Genomic DNA, 14,296 nt, shown 5'->3' on the forward strand with positions numbered 1-14,296 from the left:
GTCCGTGACGAAAGAGGTGTCCCCATGAGTGTGCTCGAAACGCGCCAGCTCACCCGCACCTTCGGTGCCGTGGTCGCTGCCAATTCGCTGGATGTGACCATCCAGCGCGGCGAGATCGTCGGAGTCATCGGCTCCAACGGCGCCGGAAAGACCACGTTCATCAACATGGTGACCGGGTACCTGCCGGCCACCTCGGGCGACATCCTGTACGAGGGCCGCTCTGTGCTCGGGATGAAGCCGCGCCAGATCACCCGCCTCGGACTGGCCCGATCGTTCCAAGTCGCGCAGTTGTTCCCCCAGCTCACCGTGCTGGACAACGTGCTGATGGCGCTGGCGGCCGCCCACGAAGCGCAGCCTTCCATGCTGCGGCACTTCGAAACTGCGGAGGCGGTGCGCGAGGCCCGCCGCATCCTGCAGGCCTTCGGCGTGGCGCACTACGCCGACAGCGAGGCCAGTGCCGTGCCGCAGGGCGCGCGCAAGCTGGTCGACATCGCGATGGCCCTGGTCTCGAAGCCGCGCATGCTGCTGCTGGACGAGCCCACCAGTGGCGTGAGCGCCGACGAGAAATTCCCCTTGATGGATGCCGTGATGGCCGCCGTGAGGCAAAGCGGCGTGACGGTGCTGTTCGTAGAGCACGATATGGAAGTGGTGGAGCGCTACGTTTCGCGCATCCTGGCGTTCTACAGCGGCGAGATCATCGCCGACGGGCCGCCGGCTGCGGTACTTGGCAACCCACGCGTGCAGGAGTTGGTGGTAGGCAAGCGGGCTTCGGCACGCGAGGAGGCACTCGCATGACTGAGCTTGCCCTCGACATCCAGGGATTGGACGTGGCCATCGCCGGCACGCCCATCCTGCGCAAGGTCACGCTGCAGTTGCCGCAAGGCAGCATGGCCGGGCTGATCGGCCGCAACGGCGCCGGCAAGACAACGCTGATGCGCGCGGTGATGGGACTGCTGCCCTCACGTTCGGCAACGCTGGCGTGCGCCGGCGAGTCGATGGCGCAGCTGCCAGCGCACACCCGCGCCGAGCACGGCATCAGCTACTTGCCGGAGGACCGGCGGCTGATTCCGTCGCTCACCGTCGAAGAAAACATCTTGCTGCCGGCTTGGGCCAACGGCCTGGGCGACGCAAGACGACGCCTTGCATGGATCTACGAGCTGATTCCCGAACTGCTCGAGCACCGCGAGCGCAAGGCGCTGCAGCTCAGCGGCGGCCAGCAGAAGCTGGTGGCGTTGGCGCGCGCGCTGATGCCGGGACGCAAGCTGCTGCTGCTGGACGAACCCTTCGAGGGCGTCGCGCCGGTGCTATCGCGGCGCCTGACAGAGGTGATCGCGAAGCTGCGCACCGAGGGCCTGACGGTCCTGCTGAGCGAATCGGATGACAAGCACTCGGCCGACTTGGTTGATCGCATCTTCCGTATCGAGCGCGGCGTCGTCCGCGAGAGTTCTGCAACCCACTAGAGGAGACTGTAATGTCGATATCCGCAATGACCCGCCTCGCTGCGGCGCTCGCCCTGGCGACGCTCGCTGCCGGTGCATCGGCGCACGAATGGTGCCGTTCGAAATACGGTCCGGCCGATGAGATCGGCGCGGCCAACCTGCTGAATCCTCAACTGGCGCTCGAGGCCGCTAAGCTGGTGAAGACGGGCAAGACCTACCGGCTGGGCGTCGAGACCAACTCCAAGACGCCAGCTTACGGCCCGCGCAGCTGGGCGCTGGCGATCAACCAGCCCGGGCAGGTCGGCGGCGTCGGCTTGGGCCCGACCAAGACCAACTACAACGACGACATCTACATGGGCTACGTCGGCACGGGCTCGCAGATCGATGGCCTCGGTCACATCGGCGTCGACAACGTCTACTACAACTGCCACAAGAACAGCGAGTTCGTACAGGCCAACGGCCTGAGCAAGCTGGGGGTCGAGAAGCTGCCGCCCTTCGTCACGCGCGGTGTCGTGCTGGACATGACGGCGTACTTCGGCCAGAACCCGGTTCCGGAGGGCACGACGTTCAACCGCAAAGAGATCGACGAGCAAGCGCGACGGCAGGGGGTCGAGATCCGAGAGGGCGACGTCGTGCTGTTCCACACCGGCTGGCTGCAGCTGGTGGGCAAGGACGACAAGCGCTTCATCTCCGTCGAACCGGGCCTGGGCAAAGACGGCGCCGAATACCTCGCAAGCAAGCAGGTGGTGGCGGTCGGCGCCGATACCTGGGGCCTGGAGGTGATCCCCGCCGAGAAGGGGGCAGGGGTGTTCGAGGTCCACCAGATCCTGATCCCAAAGCACGGCATCTACATCCTCGAGAACATCGACACCTCCGAACTGGTCAAGGACAAGGGCTGGGAGTTCATGTTCGTGCTCGGCGTGTCGCGCATGACCGGGGGCGTGCAGGGGATCATCAATCCAGTCGCCATCCGTTGAGCAGTCACTGGCACCATGCAACAAAAGTTGAGCGACAGCGGCCTGCTCAAGCAGCAGGCCTTCATCGGTGGCAGTGGATCGCAGCCGACGGCGGCATGCTGGAGGTGCGTAACCCGCCGGATGGCGGCGGGCCTGTATCACCGTTCCGCCCTGTTCGAGCCGCGACCCAGGCCAACGCGCCGACTGACTCAGATGGAGGCTGAACTGTGGCGCGACAGCCTGGCCGTACTGCTCAGCGAATCGGACGACAAGCATTCGCCAGACCTGCTGGGCCAAGTCTGGTGCACTGAACGCGGCGTGGCGCACGCTGCCTGACAAGAGAACCCATATGACCGGATTCAATTTCGAAACCACGCCGCGCATCGTCTGCGAGCAGGGTGGCTCTGGCCGCCTCGGCGAACTCGCCCGCGGGCTCGGCGTGCGCCATTTCTTCATCATCACCGACCAGCCCTTGCTGCAGGCTGGTCTGCTGGCACCCGCGCTGGAAAGCCTGAGGGCTGCGGGAATCGCCGCCACCGTTTATTCCGACGTGCTGCCCGATCCGCCCGAGGAGCGGGTACTCGCCGCCGTGCTGGCCGCCCGCGAAGCGGGCGCCGACGGCGTCGTGGGCTTCGGCGGCGGCAGTTCGATGGACACCGCCAAGCTCGTGGCCTTGCTGGCGCGGACGCCGGCGGCGCTGCATGACATCTACGGCATCGGCCTGGCGCAGGGGCCGCGCCTGCCGCTTGTGCAGGTGCCGACCACCGCCGGGACCGGCTCCGAAGTGACGCCAATCGCGATCGTCACCACCCCGACATCCGAGAAGAAGGGCGTGGTCTCTCCCATGCTCTACCCTGACTTCGCGCTGCTCGACAGCCACCTCACGTTGGGCCTGCCGCCCCGCCTGACGGCAATGACGGGAATCGATGCCATGGTGCACGCGATCGAGGCCTTCACCTCGCGCCACAAGAAGAACCCGGTGTCGGATGCGCTGGCACTCAAGGCTTTGGCGCTGCTGTATGCCAACCAGCGCAAGGTGCTCGAAGACCCGCGCAACGGCACGGCGCGCGAACACATGCTGCTTGGCTCGCTGCTGGCGGGTATGGCGTTCGCGAACGCGCCAGTGGCGGCGGTGCATGCGCTGGCGTATCCGCTGGGCGGCCATTTTCACGTGCCGCATGGCCTGTCGAACGCGCTGGTGCTGCGGCCGGTGCTGCGCTTCAACCTGGAACATGCGGCGCCGCTCTACGCGCAGCTCGGCGAAGCCATCGGCACGGCGCGGCCCGGCCAAGGTCCCATCGAAGGCGCCCGGGCGTTCGTCGATGCCATGGCGGCGCTGGTGGCTGTGATGCCGTTCGAGCAGAACCTGCGCTCTGTCGGCGTAGACCGCAGCGACCTGCCGATGCTGGCGGAGGACGCACTCAAGGTCCAGCGCCTGCTGGTTAACAACCCGCGCGACGTGGCGCTTGCCGACGCGCTCGCGCTCTACGAAGAGGCTTTCTGATGGTGCAGTTGAAAGATACGGCGTTGCTGAAGCGCCTGGCGTTCATCGGCGGCGAGTGGGTCGCCGCGCGGGACGGGGCATCGCACGAGGTGCGCAACCCGGCGAACGGCGAAACGATCGCGGCCGTTCCCGACATGGACGCCGCTGACACCGAACGCGCGATCGCCGCGGCCCAGGCCGCGCTGCCCGCCTGGCGGGCGCGGCCAGCGAAGGAGCGCAGCGCCTTGCTGCGCCGCTGGCACGATCTCGTGCTTGTGGCGGAACAGGACCTCGCGCTGCTCATGACGCTGGAGCAGGGCAAGTCGCTCGCCGAAGCGCTGGGCGAGGTGCGGTACGGCGCCTCGTTCATCGAATGGTTCGCGGAAGAGGGCAAGCGCGCCTACGGCGACCTGATTCCGGCACCGACCGCTGACCGTCGTCTGATGGTGATGAAGCAGGGTGTGGGTGTCACCGCGGCCATCACACCGTGGAACTTCCCCATCGCGATGATCACGCGCAAGGTTGCGCCTGCACTGGCCGCTGGTTGCACCTCGGTCGTGAAACCGGCAGAGGCGACGCCGTTGTCGGCCCTCGCGCTGGCCGAACTGGCGCAGCGTGCCGGCATTCCGGCCGGCGTGCTCAACGTTGTCACCACCGCGAGGCCGGCGCTTGTCGGAGGAGCGCTCACGGCCAGCCCGGTCGTGCGCAAGCTTTCGTTCACCGGCTCCACGCCCGTCGGCAAGCTGCTGATGGCCAAATGTGCCACCACCGTCAAGCGCGTTTCGATGGAATTGGGCGGCAACGCGCCTTTCATCGTGTTCGACGACGCCGACCTGGACCTCGCCGTGCAGGGCGCGATCGCTTCCAAGTACCGCAACGCGGGCCAGACCTGTGTCTGCGCCAACCGGTTCCTGGTGCATGAGGCCGTGTTCGATGCCTTCGCCGAGCGGCTGGTTCGTGCGGTGGAGCAGTTGAAGGTCGGCGCCGGCGTCGAGCCGGGGGTGCAAATCGGGCCGCTGATCGATGGCCGCGCGCTGGCCAAAGTCAGTCGCCTGGTCGACGAGGCGCGAAGCCAGGGCGCACGCGTGCTCGCGGGCGGTGTTGTGCACGCCTTGGGGGGCAACTTCTACATGCCGACGGTCCTGGCTGACGTAACGAGCGAGATGGCCGTGGTGCGCGAGGAGATCTTCGGGCCGGTCGCACCGTTGATGCGGTTCGCGAGCGACGATGAGGCGGTGCAGCTCGCCAATGACACGCCCTTCGGTCTCGCGGCCTACTTCTACACGCGCGACGTGCGCCGAGCCTGGCGTGTCGCCGAGCGGCTGGAGTACGGCATGGTCGGCGTCAACGAGGGTCTGATCTCCAACGAGGTAGCACCGTTTGGCGGCATCAAGGAGTCGGGAGTCGGGCGCGAGGGTTCGAAGTACGGACTCGACGAGTACCTCGAAACCAAGTACGTCTGCCACGGTGGGGTCTGAGCCGCGGCAGGTTCTCTCGAAAGAGTGCGTCGATCAGTCACAGGCGACACGAATGACCCCCGTCCGGAGACGAGCATTCTGTGCCGCGGCAGCCGCGGCGCCGTGGATCGTGGCTGCACGCGGCAGCGAACCAGGCGTCTATGACAACAAGGTGGTGTTCGGTCAGACCATCGGCTTTGACAGTGTCTGGGGCAGCCTCTACCGAAACTATACCGACGGGCTGCTCGCTTGCTTCGCGCAAGTGAATGCGCAAGGCGGCATGCATGGCCGCCAGCTCTCGGTGGTGCGCCGGGAGGACAACTACGTCATCGACAGGGCACTCGCGAACGTCCGTGCGTTCGGGCAGGGTGCGGATGTATTCGGACTCGCTTGCATCGGCGGCAGCGGCATCACGCTGGCCGCGATGCCGCTGCTCGAGGAGTATCGGCTGCCGGCGGTGGGGGCACTGACTGGCGCCGACGGCGCTCGGGTGTACAACCGCTACCTCTTCCACACCCGCACGGCCTATTCCAATGAGGTCGAGAACATGGTGGAGCATCTCTCGACGATCGGCATACGCCGCATGGCGGTGGTTTACCAGGACAACGCGTTCGGCATGAGCACTCTGGCCGCTGCACAGAAGGCGGCGCAGCGGTTCCAAGCGCAGTTGGTGGCGGACGTTCCGCACCCCGCGGAGAACTGGGAGGGCCGGGGCATGGCCGCGACGGTCGTGAAGGCTGCGCCCCAAGCCGTGCTGCTGTTCACGTCGCCGAGCACGGTGGCCGACTTGATGAAGCAGTACAGGGCGCAAGCACGGGCGGCGCTGCCTTCACCCTGGGTCCTCTCGGTCACATCGGTGCCCAAACTGTCCGAGCTGCTAGAGACCGACGTCCGCGGCATCGCGATCACGCAGGTGATGCCGCATCCACGCGGCCCGTCGCGCGCCGCGCGCAACTTCCGCTCTGTGATGGCCCGGCATGGCAGCGGGGACGCCCTGTCTTACGAAGCCCTGGAGGGCTTCATGACCGGCCGGGTGATTGTGGAAGGCTTACGGCGCGCCGGCCGCAATCTCACGCGCGAGGGCTACGTGCGTGCACTCGAAGGCTTCGAGCTCCAGAGCCTTGAAGAGCTCGACTACCGGTACACCGCCTCGAGCCACCTGGGCCCATCCTTTGTGGAAGTGACGCTGCTGGGCGCTGGCGGCACCGTGCTGCGCTAAGGGTGGGGCGAGGCGCTGACGAGATTGCGCCCGGCGATGCATTCGGTGCGGACGGGATTGTGCGAGATGCACATGCAGCGCTGCCTGTAGATCAGTCCGGCGGCCGTACAGACTGTGGCGAGTGCGGCGATTCGTTCACCGCTGCTGCCGTCCGCCTCTACCGACCAGATCGCGGGGGGCGGAACGATCAGCAACGTGTGTATGTCAGCAAGAAAACCCGAACCATGCCGGAACCCGGCGGCCGTGCTGGTGCAGGAAGCCACAACGGCGGCATCTTGCGCCCTTGCCGCGCGGCCCGATGGCACCCAGCCCCTTTGGGCTGAGCAGCCTACGGCAATCGCGCATCTCCGGCCAGGAAGCGTTCGACCAACGCAAACTGCTCCGGCGTGTTCAACGCAGGCGCGTGGCCGCATCCCTGGATCTCGACCACCACCGCGAGCGGTCCGCGCGTGCGCATCTGCTCCGCAGCATCCGGCAGCAAAAGGTCCGAGTGCGCGCCACGCAGGCAAAGCACGGGCAGATCGAGGCTGTCCCATGCTGGCCACAGCCCTTCCGGACTGCTTGACTGCAACTGCATCGAGATGGCCGGGTCGTAGTGCGGCGTGACGCGGCCGTCGGGCAACCGGCGCACCGAGGTTTCTGTGAGGCGTCGCCACTGCGCCTCAGAGAGGTGACCGTACGGCGCATAGACAGTGCGGAAGTACGCTTCGAGTTCGCTCACGTTGCCGAACGTCGGCGGTCGGCTGGCATAGGTGAGGATGCGCTGGACGGCCTCAGGAGCCGGACACGGGCCGATGTCGTTGATCACCATCCGGCGCAGCCGGCCTCTGAGCGACGTGGCGGCGGCCAGGATGCCGATCGCACCGCCCATCGAGGTGCCGAGCCAGTGGAAATGCGGCAGCCCAAGCTGGTCGACGAGCGAGGCGGCCAGCCGCACATAGAACGGCAACGTGTATTCATTCGCAGGGTCCGGGCTCCATTGCGACAGGCCGCGTCCGATCGTGTCGGGGCAGATCACACGGTAGCGTTGCGCCAGCTGCGCGGCGATGTCGTCCATGTCGCGGCCCGTACGAGCGAAGCCGTGCCAGGCGATCACCGCGTCGCTCGCAGCGTTCGGCCCGGCCCACTCGGTGTAATGCAGTTCGCGCCCTTCGCAGCGGAGGTAGTGCGATGTCGGCGTCATGGCTCGGATCTCCGCGACATGCGCAGCCGGCCAACGATGCCGCTCGGGAAATGGTACACGGACAGCACGAACAGGATCCCCAGCCACAGCAGCCAGCGGTCCGGTGATACGAACTGGGGCAGGAGCGGCAGCCCGCTCAGCACCGAACCGCCGAGCTTCAGTAAATCCTGCAGGTAGTTCTGCGCCAGCACGAACAGCGCCGCGCCCACCACCGCGCCGTACATCGTTCCCATGCCGCCGATCACGACGATGAGCAGCACGTCGAGCATGATCTCGAAGGACAGCGTGGTGTCCGGCCCGGTGTAGCGCAGCCACAGCGCGAGCAGCGCGCCGGCGAGCGTCGCGAACAACGCCGAGAGCACGTTTGACACGGTGCGGTACGCCACCGTGCGGAAGCCGAGCGCCTCCGCCCGGAAGTCGTTCTCTCGGATGGCCTGCAGCACGCGGCCGAAAGGCGAATTGACGATGCGCAGGAGGGCGAGGAAGCTCGCCGCGACCACGACGAGCAAGAGGTAATAGGTGAGCACGCGCCCGTCGACCGTCACGCCGAGCAGCGGCCGCTCGAAGAGTTCGAACGAGGGAGACAACCATTCGGGGGTGCGGAAGCTGACCCCGTCCTCACCGCCCGTGATGTGGCTCAGCTGCGAGGCCAGCGTCAGGAAGCCCGATGCAACCGCCAGCGTGATCATCGCGAAGAAGATCGCCTTCACCCGCAGGCTGAAGAGGCCAATGGCCAGTGACAGCAGCAGCGAGAGCAACAACGCCGCCCCGAGCCCGACGAGCATCGAACTCGCGCCGGCGCCGAGGCGGCTGCTGGCGATCGCCACGCCGTAGGCGCCAATGCCGAAGAACATGGTGTGCGCGAAACTCACCACACCGGTATAGCCGAGCAGCAAGTCGTAGCTCGCCACCAGCAGAATAAATACGAGCGCCTTGGCGGCGACGCCCAGCGCCTTGTGGCCGGGAAAGAGCAACGGCGCGAAAGTCAGCGCGAGGGCAATGAGCACCAGCGCGAGCGCAAGCAAGCGGCTGCGCGGCATGTCGTGGGAGAGCAGTCGGTTGATCATGGTGCTTGCGCTCAATGCTGCCCGACGGGATAGAGGCCGTTCGGCCGCCACAGCAGCACGGCCACCATCAGCGCGATGGTGGAGAAGAGGGCGAGCTTGGGCATCAGAAAGCCGGTGTAGTTGGCGACCAGGCCCACCATCAGGGCACCCACGAAGCAGCCGAACGTGGATCCGAGTCCACCGATGATGATGACGGTGAAGATCAGCACGTTCACCTGAGTGCCGATCTGCGGCACGACGCTCTGCTGGTACAGCGCCCAAAGCGCCCCACCCAGGCCCGCCAGTGCCGAACCGGCGGCGAATACGCCGATGAAGAGCCGCCGGATCCGGTAGCCCAGCGCCTCGACCATCTCGCGGTCCTGTACGCCGGCACGGACGAGCAGGCCCACCTTGGTGCGGGTCAGCACCCACAACATCGCCGCGAAGACGAGGCTGCCGACAGCGACCGCCAGCAGCCGGTACTTCTCGACCGACGCATCGCCGAACGAGAAAGAACCGCGCAGCGCCTGCGGCAGCGGCACGGCCAGCTGGTCGGGCCCCCAGAATACCTTGATCAGTTCCTCGCCGATGATCAGGCCGCCCATGGTGACCAGAATCTGCCTGAGCGGCATGCCGTAGACGGGGCGCACCAGCAGCCGCTCGAAGACGAGCCCGGAGACCGCCACGATTGCCGCGGCGGCGAGCATTGCGGCGAGCACTGCGGCAGCGTTCAGCCACAGCGATTCGCTGCCGACCCAGGCGCCCAGAGCCAGCATGGTAGTCATGGCGACATAAGCACCCAAGGCGATGAACACGCCGTGACCGAAGTTCAGGACATCCATCAGCCCGAACACCAGCGTGAGGCCGGACGCGACGAGGAAAATGATCATGCCCATCGCCAGGCCGGCGACGGTCAGCGTCACCCAGGTGCCGGGGTGGCCGACCGCAGGGAGCGCCAGGGCCGCCAGTGATGCAAGCAGGGCCAGAGGCCGCAGGTCGAAGCGCGCCTGCGGCACTGCGGCCGAAGGCGTGGGTAAAGTGGCGGTGGTCATTGGTGTACTCCTAAAGAAAGACCGAGCAGCCGCTGCTGCAGCGCTTCGTTGTCGGCCAGGTCGGACATCGCGCCCGTGTGCACGATGCGCCCGTTGTCCATCACGGCGACGTGGTCGCCAATGGCCTTGGCCATTGCGAAGTTCTGCTCCACGAGCAGCACCGTCGTGCGCTGCCGCTTCAGCTCGGCGAATGCAGCAATCAGGTTCTGAACCATCGCAGGCGCAAGCCCCTTGCTGGGCTCGTCGATCAGCAGCAGATCGCGCGGCTCGATGATCGCGCGCGCGATCGCGAGCATCTGCTTCTGGCCACCCGAGAGCTTTCCTGCCGGGTAAAGCCAGAACTTCTTCAGTGCGGCAAAGAGCGAAAGGACCCACTCCAGACGCGCTTTGTCCAACGCGTCGGCGGTGGCTGCCGCTCGCGCCGCGAGCAAGAGGTTCTCCTTGACCGTCAGGTCGGCGAAGATTCCCATGTTTTCCGGCACATAGGCAATGCCGAGCCGCGCGATCTCCGGTGTGGCCAGTGCCCCGATCGGCGCGCCGCGGAAGTGCAACGCGCCGCGCGAGGCACGCCAAAGTCCCAGGATCGTTCGCAGCGTGGTGGTCTTGCCGGCACCATTGCGGCCCAGGAGCATGGTGACTTCGCCCTCTTGCACCTCCAGGTTCACGCCGTGGAGGATGTGATAGGCACCGATGTGCGTGTGGACTTCCTTCAAATGCAGCAAGGCGGTCATGCGAGCTGCTCCTGTGGCACGACGCCGAGATAGGCTTGTTGAACGACGGCCGACGCCATCACGGCACTGGGCTCGCCTTGTGCCGCCAACTGTCCGTTGTGCAGGACGATGACGCGGTCGGCCAACTCGCGCACCACGTCCATCTTGTGTTCCACCAGCAGGACCGCGCAATCGCGTCGCTGCTTGAGCTGCCGCACGAGGTCCAGGATCACCGGTACTTCGTCCACGCTCATCCCCGCCGTCGGCTCGTCGAACATATAGACCTTGGGATCGAGGGCGATCAGGAGCGCGACCTCGAGCTTGCGCTGGTCGCCGTGGGCCAGCGTGCTGGCGAGCACGTTGGCCTTGTCGAGCAGACGCACCGTCTCAAGGAGGGACTGCGCCTCCTCGATCCAGGCACGCCTGTCCAGCCACACGCGCGCGAGGTCGAAGCCGCCGCCGTGGCGGCCCGACTCGCGCGCCTGCACTGCGAGTCGCACGTTCTCCTGCGCGGTGAGATGCGGGAACAGTTGTGTGAGTTGGAAAGCGCGGCCCAGCCCGCGCCGCGCGCGCAGCGGTGCGGGCAAGCGGCTCACGTCCTCGCCGTCCAGCCACACCTCGCCTTCGGTGGCCGGCAACTGGCCGGAGATCAGGTTGAAATAGGTCGTCTTGCCGGCGCCATTGGGGCCGACGATGGCGGTCAGCGTGCCCGGTGCGAAGCTGCAGGACACGGCGTTGACCGCCACGTGTCCGCCGAAGCGAATCGTTAGATTCTTGGTTTCAAGCATGGTTCTTCTATCAGGTCAGATCAAGGACAGGTACCGACCACGTAGTAGCCGGAACCGGTCCGCTTCAGCGTGGTGATGACCGTGCTGCTCCACAGGCCCAGGTTCTGCTGGGAACCGTAAGCAAAGGCATAGCCGTAGCTCGCATAGGCACGGGCGGCCATCGTGTGGGCAAAGTTGGAGGCCGTGTAGCAGCTGGCATCGCTGCGGGTGGTCGTCCCCGAAGCGGGTTCGGAGGCCGCGCCTTCGGCGCCGTTGGCATCGACGGCGCGCACAGTCCAGCTGTAGGTGGTGTCCGCAGACAGACCGCTGTCGTTGTAAGGGCTGGCTGCGACCGGCGAGGCGGTGACCAGGGCGCCGCCGCGGTAGACCCTGTAGCCGCTGGCGCCAGTGACCAGGGCCCAACCGATCGTCATGCTGCTGGCGCTTGCGTTCGAGGTGTTGACACCCACCGGCGCGGGCAGCGTGCCGCCGCCGCTTGCGCCTGCAGACACTTTGTCCACCATCGCCTTGATCGCGGACATCTGCGTGCCCGCCTTCTGCGCAAAGTTCGAACCGTACCAGCCGAGCCAGTCCCAGCAGCCGCCGGTGTTGGCGAGCCAGCCGCTGGCCGCCGTCGTGCGATAGGTGCCGTCGTTCTTGGTCTGCGGAAACAGCACGATGATGCTGTTGGTATCGGCCCAACGGGCATAGCCGGTGCTCTTGAGGTACTTGTCGCCGATAGTGGCGTAGTTCTGCGCGCAGCCATGCAGGACCACATGGAGCTTGCAGACGGCGCCTGCCCTGCAGTTGGCCGGTACATAGAGCCAGCCGTTGGCGGCCATGCCCGGATTGCTGTTGATGAATACGCTCTGGTCGAACTCGATATAGTTGCCCGCCGAGGGCGCATCGTTGCGCGCGTTCAGCGCGCCGTAGAACTTGCTAAGCGCCGCCTTGGCTCCGTCGAAGCCGCAGTTGCTGATGTAGGGTGAGGCCGAGTTGTTGCAAGCGCTGTTGCCCGTCGCATCGAAATCGGTTGGCATCACATGGGCGGTGTTGTCGCGCTTGATGTAGTCGAGGTTGGCCGCCGCCACGCCATTGTTCTGGTACAACGTTTTGACCGCGTTCATCTCGTTAGGGCCGACAGTCGTGTCACTGTTGCCTACCCACAGGAAAACCTTCTGGTTGGTGACATTGATCTTGTCGTCGATGCTCGTGCCGCTCCAGTTGTTGATGTCGGCCTGCATCGTGTTGATCATGCTGGCGCTGACCACGGCGTTGCTCATGCAGTTGCTGGCGGGATAGTGCCCACCGCAGCTGTACGGACCACCGGTGAACACGCCAACGCCCTTGAAGGTGGCCGAGAAGGCATAGCCCAGCTGGCTGGCCATGTAGCCACCCGAGGACATGCCGGAAACCGTGGTCTGGCTGGTGTCTACGTTGAAGGACGGGAGCGCGGCCACAACCGCTTGAGCCGGGGATGATGTAGCCAGGGCCGAGATGGCCATGGCCAAGCCAAGAAGCGCGTGAACTTTCATTGCAAGTCTCCTAACTATTTGTTTTTTGCCGATGCCGCATGCGCCTACGGGCCGGGCCCGTTCCTGCGAATGGGGTGGTTCAGAAGCGCCGGGGGCGCCTCTTGCAAAGCGCTTATCGCTGGTTGCGGATCGGGATGCTCATCTCTTCGGGCTTGATTTCCCGGATCAACTCCGGCACGCCCCAGGCGAACGCGGGGTCGTCCTTGATGCGCGTGTGGTACATCGGCTGCATTGCCTGGTGGTCTTCCTTGCGCAGCGAAATCGTGCCCTTGGGCGAATCGAAACTCATGCCCTCCATCGCGGCGATCAGCTTCCCGGTGCTGGTGTCGCCGTTGGTGCGCTTGAGTGCCTCGACCACCGCGACAGCGGCATTGAACCCGTCGGTCGTGAAGAAGTCCGGCGGAGCCTTGTAGCGGCTGTAGTGGTTGGACACCAACCAATCGTTGACCTTGTTCTTCGGCAGGCCGAAGTAGTAATAGCTTGCGCCTTCCATGCCAGCCAGCGGCTTGTAGGCCACCATTGCCTGGAGTGTGTTGCCGCCCGCCGCGATCTCGATGCCGTAGCGCTTGAGGTCCATGTCCGCGATCTTCAGGGGATTGCCCGCACCGGCCCAGTAGACGTAAATGATCTTGCGGCCGGGCTTGTCCTTGAGTGCCTGGATGATGCGCTGGGCGCCGGCAGTGAAGTCGGTGGTCGTCATCGGCAGGTATTCCTCTTGCACGATACGGGACTTCTTCAGCGCCTCCTTAAAGGCCTTGATGCCGTCGCGGCCGAATGCATAGTCTTGCGCCAGCGTGGCGATGTGGACGTTGTCTTTGTCCAGCGCAACGGCGTTGGCGATCGCGTCCTGCGAGCTGTTGCGCGCGGTGCGGAAGACGTATTTGTTCCAGCGCTCGCCGGTGATGGAGTCGGCAACCGCCGTCTCGACGAGGAAGACCTTCTTGAATTCTTCCGCCACCGGCAGCATGGCCAACGCGACGGCGGACGACGTGGCGCCGACCGCGATGTCGGCTTTGTCGTCGGAGTAGGCGGCGGCCAGCAAGTTCTTGCCCACGTCGGGCTTGCCTTGGTCGTCGCGCTCGATCACTACGAGCTTGCGGCCGGCCACGGCCATGGTGCCGCCAGTGGCGTATTCAAGGCCCAGTTGGAAGCCAGTCTGTGCCTGCTTGCCGTAGGCCTCCAGCGGCCCAGTGAGGCTGTGGATCTGCGCGATCCGGATTTCCTTTGGTGCCTGGGCGGAAGCTGGCGAAAAAAGGCTTGGCAGCAGCGCGGCGATGGCAACCGCGGCCACATGGCGGCGCGTGTTCGATGGCATGGAAGTCTCCTTGAGTTATGGTCAAACCGTTCGATGGATTGCAAGGCCTATGCCACCAGCTGAAAGTGCCGTGGCTGCGAGGGAGTGCATTCCAGCGCGACTCCAAGAGGCCGTCGTGCTGTCCTGAGCGGTTG

At 65.7% G+C, this 14,296-nt stretch carries 14 protein-coding genes; 7 read left to right on the forward strand and 7 right to left on the reverse strand.

Annotated features, from left to right (window positions below; translation table 11 throughout):
- The first annotated feature begins 24 nt into the window (after positions 1 to 24).
- The 7 genes from ACAM58_RS28610 to ACAM58_RS28640 are packed head-to-tail and all read left to right on the forward strand — an operon-like array spanning position 25 to position 6,554.
- Complete coding sequence (locus ACAM58_RS28610; RefSeq protein ID WP_062364758.1) at positions 25 to 795, forward strand: ABC transporter ATP-binding protein; 771 nt, start codon at positions 25 to 27, stop codon at positions 793 to 795.
- A complete protein-coding gene (locus ACAM58_RS28615) occupies positions 792 to 1,460 on the forward strand; it encodes an ATP-binding cassette domain-containing protein (protein WP_062364757.1) in 669 nt (222 codons plus the stop codon). The genes ACAM58_RS28610 and ACAM58_RS28615 overlap by 4 nt, the downstream gene beginning before the upstream one ends.
- Before the next feature lie 26 nt (positions 1,461 to 1,486).
- Entirely contained in the window at positions 1,487 to 2,416 is a 930-nt protein-coding gene (locus ACAM58_RS28620; protein ID WP_081247553.1) for a cyclase family protein, read from the forward strand.
- Between the two features lie 15 nt (positions 2,417 to 2,431).
- Entirely contained in the window at positions 2,432 to 2,731 is a 300-nt protein-coding gene (locus ACAM58_RS28625) for a hypothetical protein (RefSeq protein ID WP_062364755.1), read from the forward strand.
- A gap of 13 nt (positions 2,732 to 2,744) precedes the next feature.
- Positions 2,745 to 3,899: an iron-containing alcohol dehydrogenase gene (locus ACAM58_RS28630; RefSeq protein ID WP_062364754.1), complete on the forward strand. Its 1,155-nt coding sequence runs from the start codon at positions 2,745 to 2,747 to the stop codon at positions 3,897 to 3,899.
- Positions 3,899 to 5,356, forward strand: coding sequence for an NAD-dependent succinate-semialdehyde dehydrogenase (locus tag ACAM58_RS28635; protein WP_169804839.1), 1,458 nt, complete (start codon positions 3,899 to 3,901; stop codon positions 5,354 to 5,356). The genes ACAM58_RS28630 and ACAM58_RS28635 overlap by 1 nt, the downstream gene beginning before the upstream one ends.
- Positions 5,357 to 5,408: 52 nt before the next feature.
- Positions 5,409 to 6,554: an ABC transporter substrate-binding protein gene (locus ACAM58_RS28640; protein WP_369665000.1), complete on the forward strand. Its 1,146-nt coding sequence runs from the start codon at positions 5,409 to 5,411 to the stop codon at positions 6,552 to 6,554.
- Between the two features lie 328 nt (positions 6,555 to 6,882).
- Here ACAM58_RS28640 and ACAM58_RS28645 read toward each other — a convergent pair whose 3' ends face one another.
- The 7 genes from ACAM58_RS28645 to ACAM58_RS28675 all read right to left on the reverse strand — a co-directional run bounded on the left by ACAM58_RS28645 (position 6,883) and on the right by ACAM58_RS28675 (position 14,162).
- Positions 6,883 to 7,737, reverse strand: a complete 855-nt coding sequence (locus ACAM58_RS28645; protein WP_062364752.1) for an alpha/beta fold hydrolase — start codon at positions 7,735 to 7,737, stop codon at positions 6,883 to 6,885.
- Positions 7,734 to 8,804 (reverse strand): branched-chain amino acid ABC transporter permease, encoded by a 1,071-nt coding sequence (locus ACAM58_RS28650; protein WP_369665001.1) that lies wholly within the window; start codon positions 8,802 to 8,804, stop codon positions 7,734 to 7,736. Before ACAM58_RS28650 ends, ACAM58_RS28645 begins: the two co-directional genes overlap by 4 nt.
- Before the next feature lie 11 nt (positions 8,805 to 8,815).
- Positions 8,816 to 9,835, reverse strand: coding sequence for a branched-chain amino acid ABC transporter permease (locus ACAM58_RS28655; RefSeq protein WP_062364750.1), 1,020 nt, complete (start codon positions 9,833 to 9,835; stop codon positions 8,816 to 8,818).
- Positions 9,832 to 10,566 (reverse strand): ABC transporter ATP-binding protein, encoded by a 735-nt coding sequence (locus ACAM58_RS28660; RefSeq protein WP_062364749.1) that lies wholly within the window; start codon positions 10,564 to 10,566, stop codon positions 9,832 to 9,834. The genes ACAM58_RS28655 and ACAM58_RS28660 overlap by 4 nt, the downstream gene beginning before the upstream one ends.
- The gene (locus tag ACAM58_RS28665) at positions 10,563 to 11,333 is read right to left on the reverse strand and encodes an ABC transporter ATP-binding protein (protein WP_062364748.1); all 771 of its coding nucleotides are present in this window, start codon (positions 11,331 to 11,333) and stop codon (positions 10,563 to 10,565) included. The genes ACAM58_RS28660 and ACAM58_RS28665 overlap by 4 nt, the downstream gene beginning before the upstream one ends.
- Positions 11,334 to 11,353: 20 nt before the next feature.
- Positions 11,354 to 12,847: a PHB depolymerase family esterase gene (locus ACAM58_RS28670; protein ID WP_062364747.1), complete on the reverse strand. Its 1,494-nt coding sequence runs from the start codon at positions 12,845 to 12,847 to the stop codon at positions 11,354 to 11,356.
- A gap of 112 nt (positions 12,848 to 12,959) precedes the next feature.
- Positions 12,960 to 14,162 carry a substrate-binding domain-containing protein gene (locus ACAM58_RS28675; RefSeq protein WP_062364746.1) on the reverse strand — a complete coding sequence of 401 codons (1,203 nt, stop codon included), beginning with the start codon at positions 14,160 to 14,162 and terminating at the stop codon, positions 12,960 to 12,962.
- Positions 14,163 to 14,296: the final 134 nt, after the last annotated feature.

Source organism: Variovorax sp. V116, from assembly GCF_041154435.1.
GTDB classification, from domain to species: domain Bacteria; phylum Pseudomonadota; class Gammaproteobacteria; order Burkholderiales; family Burkholderiaceae_C; genus Variovorax; species Variovorax paradoxus.

Excerpts from the sequence above, each read along its gene's own strand:
- ACAM58_RS28610 (WP_062364758.1), top strand. The coding sequence starts at position 25 with ATGAGTGTGCTCGAAACGCGCCAGCTCACCCGCACCTTCGGTGCCGTG.
- ACAM58_RS28615 (WP_062364757.1), top strand. The coding sequence starts at position 792 with ATGACTGAGCTTGCCCTCGACATCCAGGGATTGGACGTGGCCATCGCC.
- ACAM58_RS28620 (WP_081247553.1), top strand. The coding sequence starts at position 1,487 with ATGACCCGCCTCGCTGCGGCGCTCGCCCTGGCGACGCTCGCTGCCGGT.
- ACAM58_RS28625 (WP_062364755.1), top strand. The coding sequence starts at position 2,432 with ATGCAACAAAAGTTGAGCGACAGCGGCCTGCTCAAGCAGCAGGCCTTC.
- ACAM58_RS28630 (WP_062364754.1), top strand. The coding sequence starts at position 2,745 with ATGACCGGATTCAATTTCGAAACCACGCCGCGCATCGTCTGCGAGCAG.
- ACAM58_RS28635 (WP_169804839.1), top strand. The coding sequence starts at position 3,899 with ATGGTGCAGTTGAAAGATACGGCGTTGCTGAAGCGCCTGGCGTTCATC.
- ACAM58_RS28640 (WP_369665000.1), top strand. The coding sequence starts at position 5,409 with ATGACCCCCGTCCGGAGACGAGCATTCTGTGCCGCGGCAGCCGCGGCG.
- ACAM58_RS28645 (WP_062364752.1), bottom strand. The coding sequence starts at position 7,737 with ATGACGCCGACATCGCACTACCTCCGCTGCGAAGGGCGCGAACTGCAT.
- ACAM58_RS28650 (WP_369665001.1), bottom strand. The coding sequence starts at position 8,804 with ATGATCAACCGACTGCTCTCCCACGACATGCCGCGCAGCCGCTTGCTT.
- ACAM58_RS28655 (WP_062364750.1), bottom strand. The coding sequence starts at position 9,835 with ATGACCACCGCCACTTTACCCACGCCTTCGGCCGCAGTGCCGCAGGCG.
- ACAM58_RS28660 (WP_062364749.1), bottom strand. The coding sequence starts at position 10,566 with ATGACCGCCTTGCTGCATTTGAAGGAAGTCCACACGCACATCGGTGCC.
- ACAM58_RS28665 (WP_062364748.1), bottom strand. The coding sequence starts at position 11,333 with ATGCTTGAAACCAAGAATCTAACGATTCGCTTCGGCGGACACGTGGCG.
- ACAM58_RS28670 (WP_062364747.1), bottom strand. The coding sequence starts at position 12,847 with ATGAAAGTTCACGCGCTTCTTGGCTTGGCCATGGCCATCTCGGCCCTG.
- ACAM58_RS28675 (WP_062364746.1), bottom strand. The coding sequence starts at position 14,162 with ATGCCATCGAACACGCGCCGCCATGTGGCCGCGGTTGCCATCGCCGCG.